At 44.3% G+C, this 25,538-nt stretch carries 26 protein-coding genes and 2 riboswitches; of the genes, 17 read left to right on the top strand and 9 right to left on the bottom strand.

Annotation, left to right across the window (positions count from 1 at the left end):
• Positions 1 to 13: 13 nt before the first annotated feature.
• A riboswitch (TPP riboswitch) is annotated at positions 14 to 120 on the top strand.
• A gap of 638 nt (positions 121 to 758) precedes the next feature.
• From tenA to thiE, 11 genes are all read left to right on the top strand, one after another.
• Positions 759 to 1,442, top strand: coding sequence for a thiaminase II (tenA, locus tag ACFVAD_RS05220; protein WP_386636819.1), 684 nt, complete (start codon positions 759 to 761; stop codon positions 1,440 to 1,442).
• A gap of 3 nt (positions 1,443 to 1,445) precedes the next feature.
• The gene (locus ACFVAD_RS05215; RefSeq protein WP_386636817.1) at positions 1,446 to 2,036 is read left to right on the top strand and encodes an ECF transporter S component; all 591 of its coding nucleotides are present in this window, start codon (positions 1,446 to 1,448) and stop codon (positions 2,034 to 2,036) included.
• 13 nt (positions 2,037 to 2,049) lie between these two features.
• Entirely contained in the window at positions 2,050 to 3,528 is a 1,479-nt protein-coding gene (locus ACFVAD_RS05210) for an ABC transporter ATP-binding protein (RefSeq protein WP_386636815.1), read from the top strand.
• The gene (locus ACFVAD_RS05205) at positions 3,509 to 4,309 is read left to right on the top strand and encodes an energy-coupling factor transporter transmembrane component T family protein (protein WP_386636813.1); all 801 of its coding nucleotides are present in this window, start codon (positions 3,509 to 3,511) and stop codon (positions 4,307 to 4,309) included. Before ACFVAD_RS05210 ends, ACFVAD_RS05205 begins: the two co-directional genes overlap by 20 nt.
• Positions 4,310 to 4,369: 60 nt before the next feature.
• A riboswitch (TPP riboswitch) is annotated at positions 4,370 to 4,476 on the top strand.
• Positions 4,477 to 4,772: 296 nt separating this feature from the next.
• A complete protein-coding gene (tenI, locus tag ACFVAD_RS05200) occupies positions 4,773 to 5,393 on the top strand; it encodes a thiazole tautomerase TenI (RefSeq protein ID WP_386637135.1) in 621 nt (206 codons plus the stop codon).
• Positions 5,377 to 6,504: a glycine oxidase ThiO gene (gene thiO, locus ACFVAD_RS05195; protein ID WP_386636811.1), complete on the top strand. Its 1,128-nt coding sequence runs from the start codon at positions 5,377 to 5,379 to the stop codon at positions 6,502 to 6,504. Before tenI ends, thiO begins: the two co-directional genes overlap by 17 nt.
• A 4-nt stretch (positions 6,505 to 6,508) precedes the next feature.
• Positions 6,509 to 6,712 carry a sulfur carrier protein ThiS gene (gene thiS, locus ACFVAD_RS05190; protein ID WP_386636809.1) on the top strand — a complete coding sequence of 68 codons (204 nt, stop codon included), beginning with the start codon at positions 6,509 to 6,511 and terminating at the stop codon, positions 6,710 to 6,712.
• 1 nt (position 6,713) lies between these two features.
• On the top strand, positions 6,714 to 7,481 hold the full coding sequence (locus ACFVAD_RS05185) for a thiazole synthase (protein WP_386636807.1): 768 nt from the start codon (positions 6,714 to 6,716) through the stop codon (positions 7,479 to 7,481).
• Positions 7,478 to 8,503: a thiazole biosynthesis adenylyltransferase ThiF gene (locus ACFVAD_RS05180; protein ID WP_386637133.1), complete on the top strand. Its 1,026-nt coding sequence runs from the start codon at positions 7,478 to 7,480 to the stop codon at positions 8,501 to 8,503. The genes ACFVAD_RS05185 and ACFVAD_RS05180 overlap by 4 nt, the downstream gene beginning before the upstream one ends.
• A gap of 36 nt (positions 8,504 to 8,539) precedes the next feature.
• Entirely contained in the window at positions 8,540 to 9,349 is an 810-nt protein-coding gene (gene thiD / locus ACFVAD_RS05175; protein WP_386636805.1) for a bifunctional hydroxymethylpyrimidine kinase/phosphomethylpyrimidine kinase, read from the top strand.
• A gap of 23 nt (positions 9,350 to 9,372) precedes the next feature.
• Entirely contained in the window at positions 9,373 to 10,014 is a 642-nt protein-coding gene (gene thiE / locus ACFVAD_RS05170; RefSeq protein ID WP_386636803.1) for a thiamine phosphate synthase, read from the top strand.
• A gap of 204 nt (positions 10,015 to 10,218) precedes the next feature.
• Here the strand turns inward: thiE and hmpA are convergent, their stop codons facing one another.
• Entirely contained in the window at positions 10,219 to 11,448 is a 1,230-nt protein-coding gene (gene hmpA / locus ACFVAD_RS05165; protein WP_386636801.1) for an NO-inducible flavohemoprotein, read from the bottom strand.
• 271 nt (positions 11,449 to 11,719) lie between these two features.
• Positions 11,720 to 11,920 carry a cold-shock protein gene (locus ACFVAD_RS05160; RefSeq protein WP_386636799.1) on the bottom strand — a complete coding sequence of 67 codons (201 nt, stop codon included), beginning with the start codon at positions 11,918 to 11,920 and terminating at the stop codon, positions 11,720 to 11,722.
• 794 nt (positions 11,921 to 12,714) lie between these two features.
• On the opposite strand from ACFVAD_RS05160, the gene ACFVAD_RS05155 reads away from it, so the two are divergent.
• The 5 genes from ACFVAD_RS05155 to ACFVAD_RS05135 all read left to right on the top strand — a co-directional run bounded on the left by ACFVAD_RS05155 (position 12,715) and on the right by ACFVAD_RS05135 (position 19,013).
• Positions 12,715 to 14,472 carry an ABC transporter ATP-binding protein gene (locus ACFVAD_RS05155; RefSeq protein WP_386636797.1) on the top strand — a complete coding sequence of 586 codons (1,758 nt, stop codon included), beginning with the start codon at positions 12,715 to 12,717 and terminating at the stop codon, positions 14,470 to 14,472.
• On the top strand, positions 14,469 to 16,499 hold the full coding sequence (locus tag ACFVAD_RS05150; RefSeq protein WP_386636795.1) for an ABC transporter ATP-binding protein: 2,031 nt from the start codon (positions 14,469 to 14,471) through the stop codon (positions 16,497 to 16,499). The genes ACFVAD_RS05155 and ACFVAD_RS05150 overlap by 4 nt, the downstream gene beginning before the upstream one ends.
• A 245-nt stretch (positions 16,500 to 16,744) precedes the next feature.
• Positions 16,745 to 17,566, top strand: coding sequence for an amino acid ABC transporter substrate-binding protein (locus ACFVAD_RS05145; protein WP_386636793.1), 822 nt, complete (start codon positions 16,745 to 16,747; stop codon positions 17,564 to 17,566).
• Positions 17,553 to 18,254: an amino acid ABC transporter permease gene (locus ACFVAD_RS05140; RefSeq protein ID WP_386637131.1), complete on the top strand. Its 702-nt coding sequence runs from the start codon at positions 17,553 to 17,555 to the stop codon at positions 18,252 to 18,254. The genes ACFVAD_RS05145 and ACFVAD_RS05140 overlap by 14 nt, the downstream gene beginning before the upstream one ends.
• A 15-nt stretch (positions 18,255 to 18,269) precedes the next feature.
• Positions 18,270 to 19,013, top strand: coding sequence for an amino acid ABC transporter ATP-binding protein (locus ACFVAD_RS05135; RefSeq protein WP_386636791.1), 744 nt, complete (start codon positions 18,270 to 18,272; stop codon positions 19,011 to 19,013).
• Between the two features lie 486 nt (positions 19,014 to 19,499).
• Here ACFVAD_RS05135 and ACFVAD_RS05130 read toward each other — a convergent pair whose 3' ends face one another.
• Positions 19,500 to 19,703: an alpha/beta-type small acid-soluble spore protein gene (locus tag ACFVAD_RS05130; protein WP_386636789.1), complete on the bottom strand. Its 204-nt coding sequence runs from the start codon at positions 19,701 to 19,703 to the stop codon at positions 19,500 to 19,502.
• A 250-nt stretch (positions 19,704 to 19,953) separates the two neighbouring features.
• On the opposite strand from ACFVAD_RS05130, the gene ACFVAD_RS05125 reads away from it, so the two are divergent.
• A complete protein-coding gene (locus tag ACFVAD_RS05125; protein WP_386636787.1) occupies positions 19,954 to 20,196 on the top strand; it encodes a hypothetical protein in 243 nt (80 codons plus the stop codon).
• Between the two features lie 43 nt (positions 20,197 to 20,239).
• Here the strand turns inward: ACFVAD_RS05125 and ACFVAD_RS05120 are convergent, their stop codons facing one another.
• The 6 genes from ACFVAD_RS05120 to ACFVAD_RS05095 all read right to left on the bottom strand — a co-directional run bounded on the left by ACFVAD_RS05120 (position 20,240) and on the right by ACFVAD_RS05095 (position 25,537).
• Positions 20,240 to 21,343 carry an ABC transporter ATP-binding protein gene (locus tag ACFVAD_RS05120; RefSeq protein WP_386636785.1) on the bottom strand — a complete coding sequence of 368 codons (1,104 nt, stop codon included), beginning with the start codon at positions 21,341 to 21,343 and terminating at the stop codon, positions 20,240 to 20,242.
• 146 nt (positions 21,344 to 21,489) lie between these two features.
• Positions 21,490 to 22,425 (bottom strand): PucR family transcriptional regulator, encoded by a 936-nt coding sequence (locus tag ACFVAD_RS05115; RefSeq protein WP_386636783.1) that lies wholly within the window; start codon positions 22,423 to 22,425, stop codon positions 21,490 to 21,492.
• Between the two features lie 69 nt (positions 22,426 to 22,494).
• The gene (locus ACFVAD_RS05110) at positions 22,495 to 22,680 is read right to left on the bottom strand and encodes a hypothetical protein (protein WP_386636781.1); all 186 of its coding nucleotides are present in this window, start codon (positions 22,678 to 22,680) and stop codon (positions 22,495 to 22,497) included.
• 55 nt (positions 22,681 to 22,735) lie between these two features.
• Complete coding sequence (locus tag ACFVAD_RS05105; RefSeq protein ID WP_386636779.1) at positions 22,736 to 22,945, bottom strand: YheE family protein; 210 nt, start codon at positions 22,943 to 22,945, stop codon at positions 22,736 to 22,738.
• 46 nt (positions 22,946 to 22,991) lie between these two features.
• Positions 22,992 to 24,182, bottom strand: a complete 1,191-nt coding sequence (locus ACFVAD_RS05100) for a YheC/YheD family protein (RefSeq protein ID WP_386636777.1) — start codon at positions 24,180 to 24,182, stop codon at positions 22,992 to 22,994.
• Positions 24,179 to 25,537, bottom strand: a complete 1,359-nt coding sequence (locus tag ACFVAD_RS05095; RefSeq protein ID WP_386636775.1) for a YheC/YheD family endospore coat-associated protein — start codon at positions 25,535 to 25,537, stop codon at positions 24,179 to 24,181. The genes ACFVAD_RS05100 and ACFVAD_RS05095 overlap by 4 nt, the downstream gene beginning before the upstream one ends.
• Between the last annotated feature and the right edge of the window lies 1 nt (position 25,538).

Below are 25,538 nucleotides of genomic sequence, written 5' to 3'. Positions count from 1 at the left end.
TAACTTCATAGTTTTCTACCACTAGGGGTGCCTTCAAAAGGCTGAGATTAGAGTGAGACTCTAAGACTCTTAGAACCTGATCTGGTTAACACCAGCGTAGGGAAGTGGTCGGTCGAGCTCTCCATCTCTTTATTTCGAGTGGCAGAGAATTGCGAAATATACTCAACCACCTTTCCTGCGTAAGCGAGGAAGGTGGTTTTTTGTTTTTTTTTTCGTGAAAATTGTTGATTTAAGAATAGGGGGGACTAAAAACAAGATGTCACCATTAAATACCCTGTTGGTCTCCGTTCCAGGCGTTCGCTTTCCGCGGGCGGCCTCGGGAGCCTCCTCGACGCTACGCGTCTGCGGGGTCTCCCTTGACACGCTGCTCCCGCAGGAGTCTCACGCCTTGCACTCCAACCAACAGGGGGTGACCAAAGTGAGAAATTTACCTTACTAAAAGTAGAAAAATTGGATTTTGTCTCAAATTTTCATTTCAGTAGCGAATTGGATTGATTTTTAGGCTTTTCCTTTTAGCAAATAATGTTATGAAACTGAGTTGATTGTAGCGGAGGTCACTTGACTCCTGCGGGAAAGTAGAGGGCATGGGAGACCCCACAGGCGAAGCCGAGGAGGCTCCCATCCGTCCCCGCGGAAAGCAAGTGTCCGGAGTGGAAATCAACGGGCTAAATCTGATGTGTACATTTATTTTTACCTAAATAGCAACGATGAATACGAAAAAAGCCTTTTATTAAAAGATTTCGACAGGAGGAAGAAGGATGAAATTTTCACAGGAATTACGCATGAAGGCAGATCCTATCTGGGAGGCTAGCTTTCACCATCCATTTGTAACGGGGATAGCGGATGGCACTTTGTCGTTGGAGTCATTCAAATACTATGTGTTGCAGGATGCCTACTATTTAAGCCACTTTGCAAGAGTGCAGGCCTATGCAGGAGCCAAAGCTTTCGATCTACATACAACATCCAGAATGGCTGCCCATGCACAAGGTACGTATGAGGCAGAATTGTCCCTGCATGAGAATTTTTCCAAGAGATTGGGAGTGTCGGAGGAGGAGAAAATAAGCTTTAAAGCGGCGCCTACTGCACACGCCTATACTTCCCATATGTACCGTGCCGTCCTTACCGGGGGGCTTGGGGAAGTCATTGCTGCCCTGCTTCCATGCTATTGGCTATATTACGAGATTGGAGAAAGGCTGAAGGATGCCACACCAGAGGAGCCGATCTATCAGGAATGGATTGCCGCCTATGGTGGGGAGTGGTTCCGCGAGCTTGTGGAGGAACAGATTAATAGATTGGATGAGCTTGCGGAAAAAGCGACAAAAGAAGAGCAGGAAAGGATGATGGAGTATTTCATCATCAGCAGCAAGTATGAATATTCCTTCTGGGAGATGGCCTATACCTTAGAAAAATGGCCTGTCGGGGAAATTCAAATAAACGCGTAAAGGATGAAGAAAATGAAAAAGGGATTAAAATTGACGGATATTCTCGTCACCATTGTGATCGCATTGGTGTTTGGAATCGTCTATAAAATCTGGGGACCGGTCTATAGTATGTTAACGCCATTGGGACTGCAGATTCAGGAGCTATCCTATGGCATGTGGTTCATTGCAGCATCTGTTGCCTATCTGCTTATCCGAAAAGCAGGTGTCGCCTTCTTGGCGGAGGTGGCCGCTGCCTCGGGTGAATTTCTCGTCGGTTCGGAATATGGATTGATGGTACTTGTTTATGGCGTGGTGCAAGGGCTTTTTGCTGAGGCTGTATTCATGGGCTTCCGCTATAAAAAGTTTGACATGATGGTTGTTTCAATCGCAGGTGTTGCTGCTGCAATAGGATCTCTTCTGATGGACTTGTTCAGAGGCTACCTGTTTGATTATGTGTGGTGGAATGTGACGCTGTTGATTTCTTTCCGAATCATCGGTGCCATCCTTTTATCAGGTGTACTTGCCTATATATTGGTAAAAGCGTTGGAAGCAACGGGTGTCACAAGTTTATTGCGTCCTGCGAGCAAAGAGGACTACGATTCCTTGAGACAGTAATAAGGAGGCAATCATGGAGCAAATCATCAAGTTGGAAGAATTACGGTTGAAGTATCCAGGAGGCAGGCAACTGTTTCATGATTTTTCCCTGTCTGTAAAAAAGGGAGAGAAGGTTCTGATTCTGGGGCCTTCAGGAAGTGGCAAATCTACCCTGCTCCAGGTGATGTCAGGCTTGATTCCCGAAGTGCTGGAGATCCCGATGGTTGCCAAGGAAACGTTGTCGCCACTATCCTTTGGCTATGTTTTCCAGGATCCCGATTCCCAGTTCTGCATGCCATACGTCGATGAAGAGCTGGCATTTGTCCTGGAGAATCTGGCTGTTCAAAGAGAGGAAATGCCCGAAAGAATCTGTCATCTCCTGGAACTGGTTGGACTGGATCTCGATGATATGCATACAAGCATCGGGAAGCTCTCTGGCGGTATTAAGCAGCGCTTGGCGATTGCCTCCGTTCTTGCCATGGAGCCGGAAGTATTGTTTCTCGATGAGCCCACCGCCATGCTGGATCCGGAAGGAACGCAGCAGGTGTGGGATACGATAAAGGGAATAGACGGAGAAAAAACGGTGATTATTGTGGAGCATAAGGTGGATCTCCTCCTTGATTACGTGGAGCGGATTGTGGTGCTTGATGAGGAAGGATGTATCGTGGCAGACGGTCCAACAGCCAGCATCTTTCGGAATCATATTCCACTTTTAAAGAAATATGGCATCTGGTATCCGGGAGTGTGGAAGGATTACCTCGAGGAAAGAGAGCAAGCTTGTGAAGAAGTTTCCATAGACAGTATTCATATTCCCATTATTACTTTAAATGATTTCTCTGGTTATCGGGGAAAAGAGAAAAAAATCGAGGTAGAGGAAAAGGCTATCTATAGCGGAGAGTGGATAGCTATTGTAGGTGAAAACGGCGCTGGCAAAAGCACCTTGCTGGAGTCGTTGATGCAGCTGGTCAAAACGGAAGGGAAGTATGCTTTGGATGGCAAGGCAGTAAAAGGCATCCCTTCCAATCGGATCGGCTTTGTCTTTCAGAATCCCGAGTTCCAATTTGTCACCACCAGCGTCTATGAGGAAATCGCATACTCATTACGTTTGAAAAAGCTGGAGGAAGAGGAGATAGCGTTGCGGGTCGAGGAATTGTTGCAAAGGTTTCGGCTTCAGCATCTGAAAGCACAGCATCCCTATCAGCTCTCAATGGGTCAAAAGCGGCGGCTCAGTGTCGCAGCTGCAGTCATCAACAAACCTGATGTCCTCCTGCTCGATGAACCGACTTTCGGACAGGACAGTAAAAATACGTTTCGAATGCTGGAATGGCTGTACTCTATGAAACAGGTAGGAGTAGCTGTTGTCATGGTCACTCATGATCTTCATATTGCGGAGAATTTCGCAGATAGAGTGTGGGTGGTGGAGAATGGGAAAGTAAAAGAAGAGGTCCCGGGTAAAGAACTTTGCAGTAAGCCTGAGAGTAGGAGAGAGAAGCATGCAGTTAGCATTAACTAATAAAGAATCATGGATGCATGGGGTGAATCCAAGCCTGAAGCTCCTGATCATGCTGTTTGTTTTTATCGGCATCATGTTCATTCATAATGTGGATGTCATTGCTTATGTGACCCTGTTATTCCTGTTGGTCTTTCTAGCTTCCATAAGGTACCCTGTAAAAATAAAAATGCTGCTGCTTCTGCCTTTTTTGTTCATCTTCCTGACGAGTTCACTTGCGATGATCATGTTTGGAAAAGGGGATACGACCCTGTTTCGTTTTGGACTCATACATGTGACCGAAGAAAGCTTTTTCAGGGGAGTGCATCTAGGAATGCGTTCAATGGTGTTTGCTTTTTGCGGCCTGCTTTTCGCGCTTACCACAAAACCGGTACTGCTATTCTATTCCTTGATGCAGCAAGGAAAGCTTCCTCCAAGGTTTGCCTATGGCTTCATGGCTGGAGTAAGGCTGCTGCCAATCATGGTGGAGGAGTATCTTACATTAAGAAATGCTCTTTTGGTTCGAGGGGTGGAGCAGAAAAAAGGGGTGGCCGCGCTCATTTATAAGATTAAGCTTTTTAGCATTCCCCTTTTATCCCAGAGCATCAGGAGGGCCCATCGTGTTGCGGTCGCGATGGAGGCGAAACGATTTAGCAGGCAGAAGGAACGGACCTATTATTATAGTACAGGTTTTTCAAAAAAAGACATCTGGTGTGTGGCCCTTTTTATAGGTGTGTTTATGATAGGCTTTGCAGCAGCCTACTACCTGCCGATGTTCTCGATTACAGATGTTCGTTACAGGTAGGTCAGGACGAATTTCTTGAATATTCGTAATCGTGTGTTAAAATGAAGGTATCAATTGAATATTTATCACTAGGGGAGTCATAAGTGACTGAGATGGAAAGAACGATTTCCAGACCCTTCGAACCTGATCTGGTTAATACCAGCGTAGGGAAGTGGAGCCGTTCTATTTTGGATGAGGAAAGTACATACCATTGATAGACTAAACCACTCTTACGCGAAGAGTGGTTTTTTTTATGGAATGGGGCCGTTAAACACCGCAGTTGATTTCCGCACTAGGCGTAGCGACCCAAGGGGCGGTGCTGGAGCTTCCCGTAGGACAAGGAAGGCTGCGGCAGCGACACATCGCACGAAGAAAATGCTCGCATTTTCGAGGAGTCTCCGCCTATTGCTCCAATCAACAGCTGGATTCTTAAGAATCAACACTAGTCTTTATTTGAGATAAAAGAGAAAAAAGGGTGTTGGAAATGACGCTGCATGTTATTACAGATGGAAAAAGGTCAGATGATGAACTGGTATCCATTCTTTGTTCGATTTATACCTATGTTGATCTCATACATGTAAGGGAAAAGAATCGATCAGCACAAGAGATATATCAATTAGTGGAAAGACTGATTCATGGTGGAATTCCTCCTAAGAAAATCTTCATCAATGACCGGGTGGACGTGGCCCATACACTCGGGGTAGGAGGGGTACAGCTGGCCTATCATAGCTTGGGAGTTTCGGATGTCAGGAGATCTTTCCCCGGACTGCAAGTCGGAAAATCGGTCCATTCCTATCAGGAGGCAGTAGAAGCGGAACAAGATGGAGCTTCGTTTCTGCTCTATGGACACGTATACAGTACAAAGTCAAAGGAAGGTCTGAAGCCAAGAGGAATGGAGGAGCTGAGCACTATTGCCTCTACCATCTCCATACCAGTGATCGCAATCGGCGGGATTACTCCAGACAAGACAGCTGAGCTTAAAGGTATCGGCATAAAAGGGATAGCCGTCATGTCCGGGATCATGAGTGCCAAGGATCCGGTGGAAGTGGCAATTACCTATCAAACTAGTTGGAGACAGGAGGGATTGGATGGGCACAAGCTATGACGTCATTATCATAGGTGGGGGTGTCAATGGATGTGCATCCGCCTATTACTTAAGCAAATCCGGAAAAAAGGTACTTCTATTGGAAAAGGAGCGGATTGCCTCAAAGGCATCCAGTGCCGCAGCAGGCATGCTTGGTGCCCAGGTGGAGGTGACCGAGGCGGGTCCTCTTTTTGAACTTGCAAAAGAAAGTAGGGCCATTTTTCCCCAGCTGCAACAAGACTTGAAGGAATTAACCGGTATAGATATTGAGCTAGTTCAAAAAGGGATGCTGAAGATTGCGTATCAAGAAGAGGAGGCTCTTTCTCTTAAAAAGACGATTGCGCTTCAACAGAAACTTGGAGAAAAGGCAGCCTGGATCAGCAAGGAAGAGGTTTTGAGGAGAGAGCCGGATTTAGGGATGGAGATGCTTGGCGCCATGGATATTCCGATGGATGGGCACGTCAATCCGGAAAAGCTGACACACGCTTTTGCCAAGGGTGCCATCACGCTCGGGGCAGAAATCAAAGAATATGTGGAAGTGTATTCGCTACAGGATCTTAATCAAGAAACTGTAAAAGTGGAAACAAGTGAAGGAATCTTTTCAGGGGCTTCCATTGTGGTAACCGCAGGTGCATGGAGTAAGAGAATCCTATCTGGGCTTGGTTTAAATCTCCCGTCCTATCCGGTAAAAGGTGAATGCTTTTCAGTGCTGACGGATAAGCCGATTTTGGAGAGTACTATTTTTACAGATTCTTGCTATATCGTACCAAAAAGCGGCAACCGGCTGGTGGTTGGTGCCACCATGGTGCCCCACACTTTCTCCGAAAAAGTTTCAATTGGAGGCCTGGCTTCCCTAATGAAGGAAGCAATCAGAACTCTTCCGGCAATCGAGCATGCCAGCTTTGAACGGACATGGGCAGGAATCAGGCCGCAAACGGGTGATGGGCTCCCGTTCCTGGGGCAGCACCCCACCATCCCCAATCTCATTATTGCCACAGGCCACTACAGGAATGGAATCCTGCTTTCGCCAATCACAGGGAAGCTGGTGTCCCGCATGATTAATGGATGGACGTTGCCGGAATATAGTCGTACATTTGGACTAAATAGAATACAAGAACCTTCAATGAGGTGAAAAAATGAAAATATGGATTAATGGCGATAGGCTGGAAATTCCAAACGAAGTAACCACCGTTGCGGAATTATTATCACATTTTCAGCTTGATCAAAAGGTAGTTATTGTAGAAAAGAACAAAGAGATATTGCAAAAAGAGTTTCATACAGCGGAAACAGTTGCAGAAGGTGACCAGCTGGAATTAGTACATTTTGTAGGAGGCGGATAATATGTTAAAAATTGGTTCATACACATTTAATTCTCGTTTATTGCTTGGAACAGGAAAGTATCCGGATTTTGATATTCAGCAGCAGGCAGTGGATGTATCTGAATCGGAAATCCTGACGTTTGCCGTAAGAAGAATGAATATCTTTGAAGCGAGTCAGCCGAACTTTTTGGAAAAGTTGGATTTGGAGAAATACACGCTCCTGCCTAACACTGCAGGTGCCAAAACGGCAGAGGAAGCGGTACGGATTGCCAAGCTCGCTAAAGCATCCGGGCTGTGTGACATGATCAAGGTCGAAGTGATCGGCTGTTGGAAGACCCTCCTGCCAGATCCGGTGGAAACCTTGAAAGCAACAGAAGAATTGTTGAAAGAGGGATTTACTGTCCTGCCATATACGTCCGATGATGTCGTTCTTGCTCGAAAACTTGAGGAGCTTGGCGCACATGCCATCATGCCAGGAGCTTCCCCTATCGGATCTGGACAGGGAATCATCAACGAATTGAACCTTGGCTTCATCATCGAACAGGCGAAGGTCCCGGTAATCGTCGATGCTGGAATAGGTTCCCCTGCTGATGCAGCCAAGGCGATGGATTTAGGGGCAGATGGTGTCTTATTGAATACCGCAGTTTCAGCCGCAAAAGATCCTGTGAAAATGGCCTATGCAATGAAGCTTGCCATTGAAGCGGGACGCTTGGGATATGAAGCGGGCCGAATGGAGAAAAAGCGCTATGCTACAGCAAGCAGCCCGACCGAAGGAATGAGTGTGGGATAATGGAACGCTATTCACGTCAGACCCTATTTTCACCGATCGGGGAAGACGGTCAAAAGCTTTTAGGACAAAAGCATGTCCTCCTGATCGGTGCCGGTGCACTGGGAACAGGAAATGCCGAGGCCCTGGTTCGTGCAGGTGTCGGCAGGCTGACCATTGTCGACAGGGATTATGTCGAGTGGAGCAATCTTCAGCGTCAGCAGCTCTACAGTGAAGAGGATGCAAGCAAAAAGCTGCCCAAGGCTATTGCCGCAAAAGCACGTCTGGAAAAAATCAATTCGGAAGTAGAAATAAATGCCCTTGTAGACGATGTCACAGCAGAGAGTCTGGAGAATTTCGTGAAAAATGAACAGGTTTCCCTGCTTCTTGACGCCACCGATAATTTTGACATCCGTCTGATCATGAATGATATCTCGCAAAAATATGAGATTCCCTGGATCTATGGGGCATGCGTTGGGAGCTACGGCCTTTCTTTTACCGTTTTACCGGGAGAAACTCCATGTCTGCAGTGTCTTTTGAATACAGTTCCGCTAGGGGGGGCAACGTGTGACACGGTCGGTATCATCTCTCCCGCTGTTGGAATGGTAGTGGCACATCAGATGGCAGAAGCCTTGAAGCTGTTAACCGGCAACAAGGAAGCATGCCGAAGAAAGCTCGTTTCTTTTGACCTCTGGAAAAACCACTATGTGTCCATGGATGTTGCGAAAATGAAACAGGCAGGCTGTAAGAGCTGCGGAGAAAAGAGAACCTATCCGAATCTTTCCTTTGAAAACCAAACAAAAACAGCGGTCCTATGCGGACGCGACTCAGTCCAGATCCGCCCATCCAAAAAGGGTGAAAGGAATCTGATGGAGCTGAAAAGAGTGCTTCTCGAACGAGGAATGGATGTAGAGGAAAATCCTTATCTGCTCTCCTTTGCAATAGAGAAACACCGTCTTGTAGCATTCAAGGATGGCAGGGTACTCATCCACGGAACAAAGGATGTACAGGCAGCAAAATCGTTGTATTATCGGTATTTTGGTTAATTTTTTTATCGGAAAAAGAGTACGGAGGTGAAAATCATGATAGGAAAAGCATTAACCATCGCAGGCTCGGATAGCGGTGGAGGAGCAGGAATACAAGCCGATCTGAAAACCTTTCAGGAATTGAAGGTCTACGGAATGTCTGCAATTACTGCCCTAACTGCACAAAATACAAAAGGCGTTCAAGCGGTTTATCCAATCCCTATTGATATGGTGCTTCAACAGCTTTCTTCCATAGAGGAAGACTTGAAGCCGGATGCTTTAAAAACGGGAATGCTTTTTAGCAGCGCTCTGATAGAAGCAGTCGCACAACAGATAAAAAGCTTCCAATGGGGGAATGTAGTGGTGGATCCGGTGATGATTGCAAAGGGGGGAGCCAAGCTCTTGCAGGAGGATGCAATTCGTTCCATGAGGGAATCGCTCATCCCGCTTGCAACCGTCATCACCCCAAATATTCCAGAAGCGGAGGTGTTGACTGAAATTCCGATCCGTTCGCTTAGGGACCGTCAGCAGGCAGCAAGGATCTTGAAAAAGCTTGGAGCGGATTATGTAGTGATCAAAGGTGGACACGGATTTGGAGAAGAACTCATAGATCTAATTTATGATGGGCATAGCTTCCATGAAATGAAGAGTATGAGGATTGCCACGAAAAACACACATGGAACGGGCTGTACCTTTGCCGCTGCCATTACGTCTCAACTGGCAAAGGGAGAGCCGGTTTGGGATGCCATACAGGTAGCGAAGGAATTCATCCATGCTGCAATTGAAGAAGACCTGCAAATTGGCAGTGGCCATGGCCCTACCAATCACTGGGCTTACCAGCAGAGAAGGGTGAGTGTCAATACTTGATAAACGATAAATGGAAAGATTTAATGCGATTATATTTAGTGATGGGAAGCAACAATTGTCATGAAGAGGATCCCCTGACCGTTCTGGAAGGAGCGTTAAGAGGAGGCGTTTCCCTCTTCCAATACCGTGAAAAGGGGACCGGTGCCAAATCTGGGCAGGAAAAAATAGTGCTCGGGCAGGCGTTGATGAGCCGTTGTCGATCATTCGGTGTACCATTTGTCGTGAATGATGATGTGGAACTTGCCCTGACCCTTGATGCAGATGGTTTACATATCGGTCAGGAGGATGGACCGATCTCCATAATAAGAGAAAAATTTGCCGAAAAACTTCTCGGTGTCTCCGTCCATAATGTCATAGAGGCGGAAGAGGCAGTGAAGTGCGGTGCGGATTACCTGGGCGTAGGTCCGATGTATTTTACCAGCACGAAAACAGATCTGCATGACGTGAAAGGGCCGGATATAATCAAAGAAATCCGCGCAGCAGGAATCACCCTGCCAATTGTCGGGATCGGTGGGATAGACAAGGAACGAGTGGCGAGTGTGGTGGAGGCTGGTGCGGATGGGGTTGCTGTCATTTCAGCGATTAGCCAAGCACCCTGCCCCACTGCTGCAGCAAGGGAATTGCTATGCGCGGTGGAAAAAGTTTTGCATGTTGCAAAAAAATAAATATCCATTATCAAAATATGATGCTATAATAATAGGACCATTTACTTTATTACATGTTTGTAACCACCCTGTTCCTTTTTGGAACAGGTTTTTTTATGTGGTTGTCGCTCTGTTTATAGTGAACGACGTTTTGAGGGGCCTGACCCCCACCGCTTTAAAACGGTGAGGGTCAGGCCCTTTTTTAGTGCTTTAATGTAGTGAGGGTCAGGCCCCCACACTTTCCTTCTGTTTCAAATCCATCGCAGGGCCGAAAAATTCATAGTTGATTTTTTCCGCTGGTACTCCGATGTTTTCCAGGTGAGTCAGGATGGCACGCATGAATGGAACCGGTCCACATACATAGAATATGGCTTCTGGTTCAGCCTGCAGTTCTTTGAGCATTTCTTCTGTTACATATCCATCGAAGTGGAACTTTTGGAAGCTGCGATCTTCCTCTGTTGGATTTTCATAGACAAAGATGGCTTCCCCTTTTTGCAGAGTTTCCATTGAATTCTTCACTTCATCATAAAATGCATGAACCGTTCCATTTTTTGAAGCATGCAGGAAGGTCGTTGGGCGGGTAGACTCTGTTTGAGCGATTGCCTTCAGCATACTTAGCATAGGAGTGATCCCGACTCCACCACTGATGAGGTAGACAGGATACTTGCCTGTATCAAGAGTGAAGTCCCCTGCAGGTACAGTAAGCGCCAGTTTATCACCTACATTGACATAATCATGCAAGTAGTTGGAGACTTTTCCTTCCGGAGTGAATTCCGCTTCTCTTTTGACAGAAATCCGGTAAAATTCTTCAGTTGGCGCATCAGATAGACTGTACTGGCGGTTCAATAAGTATTCTTCACCAGGAATGGATACGCGGATGGTGATATATTGCCCAGGCTTATGAAGAGGAACTTTGCTTTTGTCTACAGGCTTCAAGTAGAAGGAGGTGATTACAGAGCTTTCCTCTTCTTTTCTTACCACTTCAAATTCATTAAAGCCGGACCAGCCAGCATTCGCTTTTTCTGCTTCTTGATACATTTCCTGTTCCACATCAATGAATACTTGAGCAATGACGCCATAGGCTTCTCCCCATGCATGCAGGATCTCCTCCGTTGCAGCGTCCCCAAGCACTTCCTTGATCGCGAGCAGCAGATGCTCACCGACAATAGGATAATGCTCCGGTTTTACTTGCAGGCTTCGGTGCTTATGTGCAATCTGTTTAACTGCAGGAAGCAGGACTTCAAGCTGGTCGATATAGGTTGCAGCTGCATAAACGGTATTGGCCAAAGCGGTTTGCTGGCGTCCTTTGGATTGGTTGGCGTGATTAAAGATATTTAATAATTCCGGATGATTTTCGAATAGTTTCTTATAGAAGTAAGTAGTAATTTCTACGCCCTTGTCTGCTAATACAGGTGCAGTGGACTTAACGATCTCAATTGTTTTCTGGCTTAACATGCTAAGATCTCCTTTTAAAGATATATTTTAAATGCATCTTTATTATAAGGGGGAGTGATTGGTTAAAGATATATTTTAAATACATCTTTAACGAGTCTGTCACAATTTTATGGCTGAATTGTGAATGAGGTCTTGGTATGTGTATATGGATGGAATTTAAGCCGTTTATATTGAATTGAAATGGAGGGAAGGGGACTGCAGATAAAATCTGGAGAAAAAGGACAAAATAAAAAGGCCCCCATAAAGGGAGCCTTTTTTATCTTTTGGAAAATTATGCTTTATTTACGTTAGCTGCTTGGTCGCCACGGTTACCTTGAACGATTTCAAATGTAACTTGTTGACCTTCTTCTAAAGATTTGAAACCTTCGCCTTGGATAGCTGAGAAGTGTACGAATACGTCGTCTCCGTCTTGGCGCTCGATGAATCCGAATCCTTTTTCTGCGTTAAACCATTTTACTGTACCTTGTAACATGTTGTTACCTCCTATGTGCTTTACGCACAAATGTATTACTATTCTTGCTCAAACAATATCAAGGCGAAAGTTAAATCTTAACTTTGAATCCTTACATACCGAACAAAAATAATTCTTCTTAAGAATAACAGTAAACACCAAAAATAGCAAGAGAAGATGATATTCCTTTAAGAATTATGAAGCCGTTCGACATGGATGACGATACTCCTGCCGGGGTCTGGCCCCGACTTTCATTTTATTTTTCCATTGAGTATTTCGCACTCCGCTTTTTAATTGTCTTAAAATTAGTAATTGACAAAATCTTGTCTGTGGTGATAAATTTAGAGGGTGGAAATTATATGAAACAGAAATTTTAAGGAAGAGGAGGGCTAGAGATGATTAATTTAATTGTTGTTTTCGGTGATGTTGCAGGTAAGCCTTATAACTTCATAGATCTCGTGACCTGTCCTAAGAGTGCTTTCAGTCTGGATTGATGCTGACTGTCACCTCACCTTATATTTTTTGTGTTATTTGGGATAATAGTATTGTGCAAACACAGGTCACTTCAGGAACGTGGCGTGTGCTTTTTTATTGGGAAGATTCTCAGGCATACCGGGCTGACGTTCGGTGTGCCTTTTTTTGTTTGTAGTTATTACTATTTTCTTCCATATAAGAAACCACTAATCCACTAACTAACAAATAATGAGGAGGAATTGAAAATGGAAAAAGTAAAGGTTCTTAGGATCACATACAGAGAGGCTTCAGATGATGGGTAGGTATCTTAGTTTTAGGAGAACGGAAAGGGGTTGGATCATATGCTTTCAGTTTTAGGCAAATTGGGTTGGTTTTTTAAGGAGCATTGGAAAAGATATGCTGTTGCCATTGCGTTATTGATTTTTGCGGGGTTTTTGGAAATCATTCCGCCAAAGATGATAGGGATGGCCATTGATGATATACAGGTAGGAGCTTTTACACCGGAAAGGCTATTTCAGTATGTTGCCTTTTTATTTGTCCTTGCTTTCGTTATCTATGGAATAACATATGTTTGGATGTATCAACTATTTGGCAGTTCATTCCTGGTGGAAAGATCGTTACGTTCGAAGCTGATGGGGCATCTTTTAAAGATGACACCTACTTTTTATGAAAAAAATCGTACAGGGGATTTGATGGCTCGTGCTACGAACGATTTGAAGGCGATTTCGACCACCGCCGGTTTTGGGGTACTGACGCTTATCGACTCCAGTGCGTTCATGCTGGTCATCCTTGGAACGATGGGGTTCCTCATCAGCTGGAAACTGACAATTGCAGCCATTCTGCCATTGCCGTTGATGGCCCTTGCGATGAATATATACGGGAAGAAAATTCATCAACGCTTTACCGAAGCCCAAGATGCTTTCGGGGATATGAATGACAGGGTACTTGAATCCATAGCAGGAGTGCGCGTCATCCGCGCGTATGTGCAGGAACGCGCAGATCAGGGCAGATTCCATGACATGACGGATGATGTCTACAAAAAGAATGTGAAAGTGGCAATTATTGATTCTTTGTTTGAACCTACTATTAAATTGCTGGTCGGAGCTAGCTATCTGATCGGACTTGGCTACGGGGCATACCTTGTGTTTCATAAAGAAATCACACTCGGGGAACTTGTCAGCTTTAACGTATACTTGGGAATGCTGATTTGGCCGATGTTCGCAATTGGTGAGCTGATCAATGTCATGCAGCGAGGAAATGCTTCATTGGACCGTGTCAATGAGACACTTGCCTATGAAGCGGATGTAGCGGACCATGCTTCACCCGTAACGGTAAATGATCCGGCAACCATTGATTTCGACGAGGTGACATTCCGTTATCCTTCCTCTACAGTGGATAATTTAAAGAAGGTTTCCTTCCATATTAAGAAAGGGCAGACACTTGGGATTGTCGGCAAGACGGGAAGCGGTAAAACAACCATCATCAAGCAATTGCTGAGAGAGTATCCAATTGGTAAAGGCAAGATCACTATTGATGGCGTAACATTGGAAAGAATCACCCTCGAGGAGATACAAGGCTGGATCGGCTATGTGCCACAGGATCACGTGCTGTTTTCCAGAACGGTAAAAGAGAATATCCTATTCGGGAAGCAAGATGCTACAGAAGAAGAGATTGCAAGGGCAATCGAATCATCAGCATTCACAAAAGACCTGGAGATGCTTCCGGAAGGATTACAGACGCTTGTCGGCGAGAAAGGCGTTTCATTATCAGGCGGACAGAAGCAAAGGATTTCTATTGCGAGAGCACTGATCGCCAATCCTGAAATTTTGATTCTTGATGATAGCTTATCGGCGGTGGATGCGAAAACGGAAGCAGCCATCATCGAAAATATTCGAAATGAACGATCAGGTAAAACGACCATCATCTCCACTCACCGTTTATCAGCAGTTCAGCATGCAGATTGGATTATCGTCCTTGAAAACGGGGAAATCGTCGAGTCGGGTATGCATGAGCAGCTAATGGCAGTTGGAGGATGGTACAAAGAACAGTTTGAACGACAGCAAGTTCAGTCGCCAAAAGGAGGCGAGGTGTTGACATGAAAGAAGTAAAATCAGGGAAACGGCTATTCCGCTATGCCCTTACACAAAAGAAAATTATCATTATTGCGCTAATCATGCTTTCCATAGCCGTTGCAGCAGAGCTTACCGGTCCGTTTATTGCGAAGCGTATGATCGACAACCACATTTTAGGTATTGAAAAGACGTGGATTGCGACAGAGGAGGACGGAAAGGATAAGGTCTATTACGATGGATCGTACTATATAAGGGAGGACCGTGCAAAAGGAACAGAAGCCTCTGGAAGTGAAACAGCGAGGGTTCTCCAGGTTGGAAGAGAGTATTATTTTGTTCCTTCAGAAATTACATTTGATGGTGAAAGAAGTGCTTCCAATGGCGAACTCACCATTACCCGTGGCGAGGAGTCAGCAACGTATGAGGCAACATTACTCACTAACGGCGAGCTGATCGACTTTTATCAGCCTGAGGTAAAATATATCGGGTATCTCGTTGCGATATACTTTGGACTGCTGGTCGTTTCATCCTTTTTCCAGTATGGGCAAAGCTATTACCTTCAGACATCGGCAAACCGAATCATCCAGAAGATGAGGGAGGATGTATTCGGTCAGATTCAAAAGCTTCCGATCCAGTATTTTGATCATCTTCCAGCTGGTAAGGTTGTATCACGTATCACCAATGACACGGAAACAATCAAGGAATTGTACGTAACAGTTCTTGCTACGTTCTTTTCCGGAATCATCTATATTACAGGGATCTATATTGCTTTATTCCTGTTGGATGCAAAGCTTGCAGCCATAAGCTTGCTGCTCATTCCGATCCTTGTGGTGTGGTTTATTTTCTACAGAAAGTACGCATCTGTATATAATCATAAAATTAGAGCACTGTTAAGCGATATCAATGGAAACATTAATGAATCCATTCAAGGGATGACGATCATTCAAGCTTTTCGCCGCCAAAAGAAAGCGAAGGAAGAATTCGAAACTTGGAATGAGGAGCATTTCACTTACCAGAACAAACTGTTGAGCCTGAATGCGTTGACCTCCCATAATCTGGTTGGTGTATTGCGTAACATTTCATTTGTAGTGGTCATCTGGTATTTCGGTGGTGCCTCATTGGGAGTCGGATCAATGATCTCCCTGGGTGTCCTGTATGCCTATGTGGACTACCTTGGAAGAATGTTTGGACCTATTACAGGGATGGTCAATCAATTGGCAAACCTGGAGCAGGCACGTGTATCCGCAGCTCGCGTATTTGAACTGATGGATGAAGCAGGGGTGGACGTATCGGATGAAAAGCATCTCCGCTATGAAGGGAACGTCTCCTTTGAATCAGTCTGGTTTGGCTACAAAGAGAATGAATATGTCCTGAAGGATATCAGCTTTCAGGCCCAAAAAGGGGAAACGGTGGCACTTGTGGGTCACACAGGTTCAGGAAAAAGCTCCATCATGAACCTTCTTTTCCGTTTCTATGATATTGAAAAAGGAAAAATCCTTATTGATGGGAAAGATATTCAGCAGCTTTCCAAACAGGAAATCAGGCAGCACATGGGTATTGTGCTCCAGGACCCATTCCTTTTCTCCGGTACAATCGCTTCCAATGTGAGCTTGGAGGATCCTTCGATTTCCATGGAGAAGGTCAAAAAAGCGTTGGAGGATGTGGGTGCAATGGACTTCATCTCCGCACTGCCAAAAGGTTTGGAGGAGCCGGTTATCGAAAAGGGGAGCACGCTTTCCTCCGGACAAAGACAACTCATTTCTTTTGCAAGAGCCTTGGCCTTTGATCCGGCAATCCTGATTTTGGATGAAGCAACTGCCAGCATTGATACTGAAACGGAGGCAGTCATCCAAAATGCGCTTGAAGTGCTGAAAAAAGGAAGAACGACCTTTATTATTGCTCACCGACTTTCTACTATTAAGAGTGCAGATCAGATCCTGGTATTGGATCGCGGCGCAATTGTGGAAAGAGGTAACCATGAAGAACTCATGGAGCGTAAGGGAAAATACTATCAGATGTATGAGCTGCAACAGGGTGGCCAGCATTTGGCAGGTTAATTTATCAACCAGAGTCCGGGATTATCCGGGCTCTTTTTTTTTGGTTCTAAATGATCAGTTATTCTTATCGTGTGCAGGGTATAGGTTCAGTAATGGATGATTCTAGGTGATCTGATGCAACATTTTTTCGAGGAAATAGGAAATGATAATGTTGAAACAAAACTCTTTACAACAGGGGAAACTTTATATACTATACAATATGTTAATAAAACAATTCTGATAAGATTACTGGGGGTTTAAAAAGGATGAAGAAATATTTAACAATCTTTACACTATTGTTCACATTCGCATTCGTTCTGGCGGCATGTGGAACTACAAATAATAATGAAACGACAGGCGAGGGCGACAAGGCGGAAGAAAAGGAAAATCTGCTAAGTAAAGTGGAAGAAGAAGGAACACTTCTGATTGGAACGGAAGGTACTTACCCTCCATTCACATTTCATGACGATTCCGGCAAGCTGACTGGTTTTGATGTGGAAGTGGCAGAAGAAGTGGCAAAGCGCTTAGGCGTAGAAGCGAAGTTCATGGAAACGCAATGGGATGCCATGTTCGCAGGTCTTGATGCAAAACGTTTTGATATGATTGCAAACCAGGTTGGTATAAGAGAGGACCGTTTGGAAAAGTATGATTTCTCTGATCACTATATTACTTCCACAGCTGTGGTAGTGGCAAATGAAGACAATGATGATATCAAGGGATTCGCTGACATCGAAGGTAAAAAATCTGCTCAGTCACTTACAAGCAACTATGCAGATATTGCACGTGAATACAATGCGGAGATCGTTGGAGTAGACGGATTTAACCAAGCAATTGAGCTTTTATCCTCCAATCGTGTAGATGTCACCATCAATGATAATCTGTCCGTTCTTGATTTCAAGAAGAACCGCCCGAATGCACCAATTAAAATCGTAGCAGAGCATGAAGATGCTGCACAAAGCGGCTTTATGTTCCGAAAAGGCAGTGACGAGCTTGTCGAAGCAGTCAACGGTGCATTGGCAGAAATGATCGAAGACGGCACCTATGCAAAAATTTCAGAGAAATGGTTTGGTGAAGATGTACTTAACTAGTATTTTTTCAGACCCTGAAAGACTGGACCGTATGATGAGCATTGCCCAGAGTTCCCTTCTCCCACTGGTGAAGGGAGCTCTCACTTATACGATACCATTGACATTGATTTCTTTCAGCATAGGTCTTGTGATTGCGGTGCTAACGGCATTGGCACGGATTTCTTCCGTTAAGCCGCTCCAGACTATAGCAAGCATCTATGTCTCCATCATCAGGGGAACACCGCTTTTAGTGCAATTATTTATCATTTTCTACGGTTTACCGTCCATAGGCGTTACTATAGATCCATTTCCGGCTGCCGTTATCGGATTTTCACTTAATCTTGGTGCATATGCTTCCGAAATTATCCGTGCAGCCATTTTATCTACGCCAAAAGGGCAGTGGGAGGCGGCATATTCCATGGGAATGACATACCCGCAGGCGTTAAAGCGGATCATTTTACCGCAGGCGTCCAGGGTGTCCATACCGCCGTTGTCAAATTCCTTTATCAGCCTTGTCAAAGATACCTCTTTGGCTTCATTGATATTGGTGACGGAAATGTTCAGGAAAGCACAGGAGATAGCAGCCACCAATTATGAATTCCTACTACTATATACACAGGCGGCTGCCTTGTATTGGATTATCTGCTTCCTTCTCTCACTTGTTCAAGGCCAGCTTGAGAGACGATTAGACAGGTATGTAGCAAAATAAAAAGGAGCTCGAGATATGATTGCAGTAGAGAGCTTACACAAGCAGTTCGGAGATTTAGAAGTTTTAAAAGGAATAGATTTGAATGTCGAGCAGGGGAAAGTGGTGGTCGTCATTGGCCCATCAGGTTCAGGAAAGACGACACTTTTACGCTGTTTGAACATTTTGGAGACACCAACTTCCGGAAAAGTGTCTATTGACGGTCAGGTACTGGACTTTTCCTCGAAGCTTCCTTCCGGGAAAATCGCCAGCTTCAGAAGATTGACAGGTATGGTATTCCAGAGCTATAATCTTTTTCCTCATATGACAGCCCTCCAAAATGTGATGGAAGGGCCGATAACGGTGAAAAAGGAACAGAAGGCAAAGGCCGAGGAAAAAGCAAGACGTCTTCTGGAGAAGGTTGGCCTCGGTGATAAAGCGGACTTTTATCCATTCCAGCTTTCGGGAGGACAGCAGCAGCGTGTCGGCATTGCAAGAGCATTGGCGATGGAGCCGAAAGTGATGCTTTTTGATGAGGCGACATCCGCACTCGATCCCGAGCTTGTAGGCGAAGTTCTTCGAGTCATGAAGGAGCTGGCCCAGGAAGGGATGACCATGGTTGTGGTCACCCATGAAATGCAATTTGCCCGGGAAGTGGCAGATGAAGTGATCTTCATGGACAAAGGCGTGATAATCGAAAAAGGCAAGCCGGAGGAGATCTTTGAGTCTCCAAAAGCAGAAAGAACAAAGCAATTCCTGCGATTGATCAGCAGCGGTGTATGATTAACGTATCGAGACTTCGTATTGTGCGGGGTCTCTTTTTTTGGTTCTTTATTTATAGATTGTGGCTTTAAGCATAGGGCAAAACTAATGAGGAAGTCTCACGCAATCCAACCAATAACGCGACTCAAAGAAATAATTTGCCTAACTAAAAGTAGAAAAAAGTTTTAGTCTCAATTTTCATATTCAGTAGAGCATATAATGTTAAAAAACTGAGTTGATTGTAGCGGAGGACACTTGACTCCTGCGGGAGAGTAGAGGGCATGGGGAGACCCCACAGGCGAAGCCGAGGAGGCTCCCATCCGTCCCCGCGGAAAGGAAGTGTCCGGAGCGGAAAGCAACGGGCTACATTTGATGTGAACATCATATCAGAATAGCAATAATGAAAACGAAAACAGCCCTTTCTTCTTCTCATAAAGGAAAGCACCCCAAAGTTTGAGGTGCCCATAGCCATACATATAAAATTATGTGTTACATAAAAACTGGAACTTATCTTCCGCCTAGGGATTGCTCAGCCATTTGAACTAGGCGCTTTGTGATTTCTCCACCAACAGATCCGTTAGAGCGAGAAGTTGTGTCAGCACCAAGGTTAACTCCGAACTCAGAAGCGATTTCATACTTCATTTGATCGATAGCTGCTTGTGCTCCAGGTGCTACTAATTGATTAGACGAATTTCTTGATTGGTTTGCCATGTTGATTCATCTCCTCGAAATATAGTTTTGGTTGGACCCACTGGGTTTGCACCAGTTCAGCAGAAATTTTCTGCCGCGCTCTTTAGCCTGGTCCATCTGTTAGTAAGATGTTACTTGTATTATAGGAATTTCTTAAAATCTTTATTCTTTTTTCCTTCAGGTAATTATTGGATATTGTTGAGGCGTCTACAAAGCATAATTCCACCAGTTTGAGAAAAAAATAACCCTAATCAGGAATGGAGGGACAAGGATGGCAATGTGTCCTTTATGCAATGGATTTAAGGAGTTTGAAAGCCAGTGCTCATCTTGTGGAGGCATGATGATGGACGGAGGGAAGGTAACAGATTTTTTGGATGATTATAGCGCGTATATGGATATTGATGTGTTAAAGCTTGTCGATGGGGATTTGACAAGTCTGACGGAAAATGTCTGCATACATGTTATTAGTTGCACTAGTTGTCAGCAGGACCTCATCTTGGCGGTAAATGAATAAAAGCCAGGCCACTCATGAAAGAGGGCCTGGCTTGGAAGTTTTATTATTTTGTACGAATGCGAGATTCGGTTTCGAAATCGAAGAAGTGAGCTTTGTTCATATCAAGTGCAAGCTGTAGCGTTTGCTGAGGCTTGACATCAGAACGGGAGTCAACACGTGCTACGAAATCCTGGCCATGGATCTGGGAGTAAAGCATGGATTCAGCACCAAGTAATTCTGCAACTTCGATTACTGCAGTGATGGTTGAACCAACAGCAGATTCGATGAAAACAGGCTCATCATGAATATCCTCTGGACGAATTCCAAGAATTACTTCTTTCCCGACATAACCTTGATCACGCAGAACTTTCATTTTTCCTTCTGGAACAGAGATTTTCTGCTCTCCAAGTAAGAATGCGCCTTCCTCCAATTTACCATTGAAGAAGTTCATTGCAGGAGATCCGATGAATCCGCCAACAAATACGTTTTCCGGATTTTCGTATACTTCTTTTGGAGAACCAAGCTGTTGGATGATACCGTCCTTCATTACAACAAGGCGAGTTGCCATTGTCATTGCTTCAGTCTGGTCATGCGTTACGTAAATAGTAGTTGTTTGCAGACGTTGGTGAAGCTTGGAAATCTCAGCACGCATGGCTACACGAAGCTTCGCATCAAGGTTGGATAAAGGCTCATCCATCAAGAATACTTTTGCATCACGGACGATTGCACGACCTAGGGCAACACGCTGACGCTGACCACCTGATAATGCTTTTGGTTTACGGTCTAAATATTGCTCTAATCCAAGGATTGCTGCTGCTTCTTTTACGCGACGATCGATTTCTTCTTTCGGGAACTTACGAAGCTTTAATCCAAAAGCCATGTTATCATATACATTCATATGCGGGTAAAGTGCATAGTTCTGGAATACCATTGCGATGTCGCGGTCTTTTGGGGCTACATCGTTCATTCTTTTTCCGTCGATTTCAAAGTCTCCCTTGGAAATTTCCTCAAGACCTGCAATCATACGTAAAGTTGTAGATTTACCGCAACCTGATGGACCTACGAATACGATAAACTCTTTATCCTTGATGTGTAAGTTGAAATCCTTAACGGCAGTAACGTCGCCTTCGTATACTTTATAAATATGATCTAATTTTAATTCAGCCATTGTTCATTTCCTCCTGTGAAATCGTTTTCTTAACTAGTATAAGTGTAACGAAAACGGATACATTTCGTAAATGTACAAGTTGCACAAAGATGGTGGCGGGGTCTTGTGCATGTTGACATGTGCCGACAGAAATACCATCGCAATCACTACTTCTCCGTTTCCAAAATAATGAGTGCAAGATACGCCGCCAATGCCCCCCGGAAGTTTTTGATGTCTATTCCTGTCCGTTCCGAGAACTTTTCTATCCGATATTGCAGGCTGTTGCGATGCATGAAAAGCTTTTTGGCAGTCAACGAGACATTGAGGTTATTTTCAATGTAGACCTTGATGCTTTGCAGCAATTCCTGGTCTTCTTCGAGCACAGGTCCGAACTGCAGCTTAAACTGTGTGACAAGCTCTGGTTCCAATTGGCCTGTCACCAAATAGGGAATGGCCTGTTCAAATGTATGGATCACGAACTTCTTTTGTGAGTGGCGGGAGAGGTCAAAGCATTTCTTTTCCCAGTCAAAGGCATCCTTCGCTTTTTCGTCTATAGGTCTTGCGGAGCCGATGAACAGCTTTACGTTCGTATAAAAGTCGCTTGCAGTTGTATCGATGATATCGGAATAGGGAGGGCTGTCTTCCGGTTTATGGTTTTTTGGAAATACTTCAACCAGGACCCCGCTTGTTGCATTTTCCCATATCAGCTCGATGGGAGTTTCAAAGAAGGCAGCCAGTGCTTCCTTCCATTCTTCCTTGAGCGGGAAGGCCTCCCCGAAATGAAACTGGATAAAACGGCAATGCATATGGGGTGGATATGGATGGTCAGGTGCGCTATATTCATTTAGATATAAAAAGGAATGCCACCAATTTTCAGTTGATGTCATTTCAAATTGGACTTGTGAAACCCGCTCCAAAAATGCAGCCAACAAGAGCCTGTCCTTTTCCACTAACACGCTCTTCTCAATACCGATAAAGTCATTGGTTGGCCCATAGTACCATTCATATTGTTCGAAATCATCAGGCAAGGATCTTCTGACAAGAGAATCTCCGTAAATTTTTTTCAGTTGATTGTACATGAGGATCCCTTTCTTTCTGTACATGCGTTGCTTCTATTATAGCAAAAGAACAAACAAAAAAACTCTTCCCATAGAAAGGAAGAGTCAGTAAAGCTATTCGTTCGGCGGCGTTTCCTTCTCCAGATCGCGTGCCTCTTCGATATTCGTATACTTGTCTCTTGAAAAAACGCTACCTCCGGCCATACCTTCATTAATATAGCGGTCCACGTCCATGAAGTATTCATCACGCCCCTCATAGCTTGGTTCTTTCCTCGTCTGATCCTTCTTTTTCTCAGTCAAAAAAAATCCCTCCTTTTACACGTAGTTTGTGTGAAGGAGGGAAGAACCATACCAGTTATTCATAGACGTGAAACAGCATGAGTTCGTGGATTTGTTTCTCCACCTGCACTATTTCTTCAGGTGAGAAGGTGGAGTCGTCAAATTCAATTTTGCCATCCTTATGATAGGTGGCTTTTATGCTCTGGCCTTTGAAAAAGAAGGATAGGTGCCACCCGGGCAACTGGCTATTTTTGTATAAAGGTTTTATTTGAAAATGTGATATCATGCTGTTACCTCCTAATCATTATTTCTCAATAATGATTAGTTCTATATTAAACGGAATAATCCTTTATTTTATTTGTCTTCTCCATAAAAAGGTCAGTCAGCTTTTCTGTCGAAGCTTCCTTGATTGCCGGTTCATCAAAGTCCATCGGCTTTGCATTCAGTTCATAAAGATAGTATTTCCCTTCTTCTGTAACCCCAATGTCAGCAGTAAACTCACTTAGATTGTCATAAAAGGTGGAGAGATGTTTGCCGGATTGATTGATGAGGTTGCTGACCGCAGGTAAATTGAGTTCTATAGGCAATTCCTCCAATGTAGCGATCCTTCCACCTGCAGGAACATGTGTGGTTACCTGCTGCGTATTGGCGACACGTACTCCGATACCCGTGATAGTGAATTCCCTATCCTTCGCATGTGCAAGAATTCGGTAATCAAATTTTTTGCCTTCAAAAAGAAGAGTGGAAATTGCCTCCTGGACAATGTAGGATTGCATTTTATCATCCTTTAGGAAGTATTGTATGAGCTTTTTGATGCTCGGGAATAAGTAGGTTTTGGCGGAAGTGGTTTTTAAAATGAAACTATGGCCATTTGTATAGATATAGGAAAGTCCGATTCCCTTTTTGCTTTTTCTTTTTTTTATATAGACTGCGCCAAAGATGACAAGCATTTCCTCCAATGTCTTTTCGGATAACAGTTCTGTACGAGGGAGATGGTCGACCAAATCTTCATGGCTTTTCATCTGCAAGTAAAGTTCCCATTTATCGAAGAACCGCGGATTAAACATAGGTATTTGATAGAGGTCGGAAAGGTTCTTCACTTGTTCCAAATGATTCTCTTCATCTTCTATCGAATACAGTCTGTTATAAATGATGTCAGGGAGTGGGGCCTTTATTTTTATCCAATTACGGTGTGCCGGCAAAAAGCAAAACCCTTCCATCCCGTCATCTGTCAGCTGCTGGGGCGTGAAGACAATCGAATTTCCCCCTTTTTTTGCCAAGGTGAGCTGTAGGCGCTTGAACAATCCTATATTGCCGACAAACCCCTCCTTTTTCGGACTGGCCAAAATTCCGACAAGGGGTCCAGCCTTGCTGTCCTCCATATGAAATGGGAAGGATTGATATTCTTCAGAATGAGTGTCCCTATAAGGAACCGAAAAATATTTGCCCAGATAGATCTTTTCTTTCCCTTGATAGGTGTGATACCAGGATTTTCCGTTTAAATCGTAATAGATCTGCTTCATGAGAAAATCCCGTCCGGATGCTGTATGGTTTGTTCCGTTAAATAAACTGCATATTCTATAGAAAGTTTTCTGGTCAGAATGTCTTCATACCGCAGTTTTGGGTGATAGAAAATAGACCTCCCAGGCTTTGAATTTGCTTCAAAAAGCCAGATCCTTTTTTCCTTATCCATTCCAAAGTCAAAGCCAATCTCCCCGATGAAGCCAGGAAGATGAGTATCGATGGCCTCACTGATAAGAAGCGATGCAGCTGTAAGCTTTTGCGTGATATCCTCTTGATCTTCCCGGCCAGGGAACATCTCCGAAATGGTCTTAACCACACCGCCGCTATTCATATGGGTGGTGACACTTCCTTTGCCGCTGAGTTTAGCCGCCATGGCACTTACCATCCACCTGCCGCTTTCATCTTTGTTGGTGTGTACCCGGAAATCCACATGGGAATCATCCTTTTTGATTAAAGGAATGCCCTGCTGAATAAGATAGCCTGATAGATCTTTGTTTTTCATGACTGTCCCAAGCATGGTTTCCAAAGAGGAAAAGCGCATCAGCTTATTTTGAAGCTCTACATTCTTGTATCTGACATAATAGAAGCCTTCCTCACGATTATAGATGATTTTATAGACACCGAATCCTAGGCTCCCATTTGTCGGTTTTACATAAATAAATGGATATTTGGCAAGAAAACTTTCCATTTTTTCAATGGTCACCTTATTGCTCGTCTCAGGCAGATAGGGGACAATGTTTTCCTCGATCATCAATTTCTGATGAATATCCCATTTGTTGAAGAATCCAGGATTGAACCAGGGTATCGCATAATCCTTTTGCATTTTTTCCCTTGTTTCCGAGAGGAGCTTGTGCTTTTCTGTTCTTCGATTGGGAAGTCTATCGTACACAACATGAGGGAAGGGTAAAGTTCTTCTGCACCAGCCTTTGTCAGAGAACATATAACCCTCCATGGTTCCATCTTCCCAATTGATATGATTCGCACCAAAAAGAAAGACATACGCTCCCACTTTTTTCTCCGTTGACAAAAGCTTCGAGAAGAAGAGTGTCCTCTCGCCGATTGGCCTGATAATGGAATTGGTGAAACCTGCCGTGAAAATCCCGATTAATGGACCGAGATGAAGAACATCCTCATGAACAAAAAGATGAATTTTCCCTTCATAAGGCAGCATCAGCTCTTCATAGATTTTCTTGGATAAATATAGGATTCCTCCAGAATGATAGGTGGGCTTGCACGCATATTGCACGGTTCCAAAAGCAATGGAGGAGATAGGCCATTCCATCAGTGTTTCAGGAATGGAAATAACATCTTCCTTTAATGATTCCTTACATTTTACAGGTAAAAGAGCTTTCATA

Origin of the sequence: Sutcliffiella sp. NPDC057660 (genome assembly GCF_042800035.1) — a bacterium.
GTDB lineage: Bacteria > Bacillota > Bacilli > Bacillales > Bacillaceae_I > Sutcliffiella_A.
The sequence above is the reverse complement of the archived record's forward strand: the minus strand, read 5'-3'. Positions and strand labels throughout refer to the sequence as shown.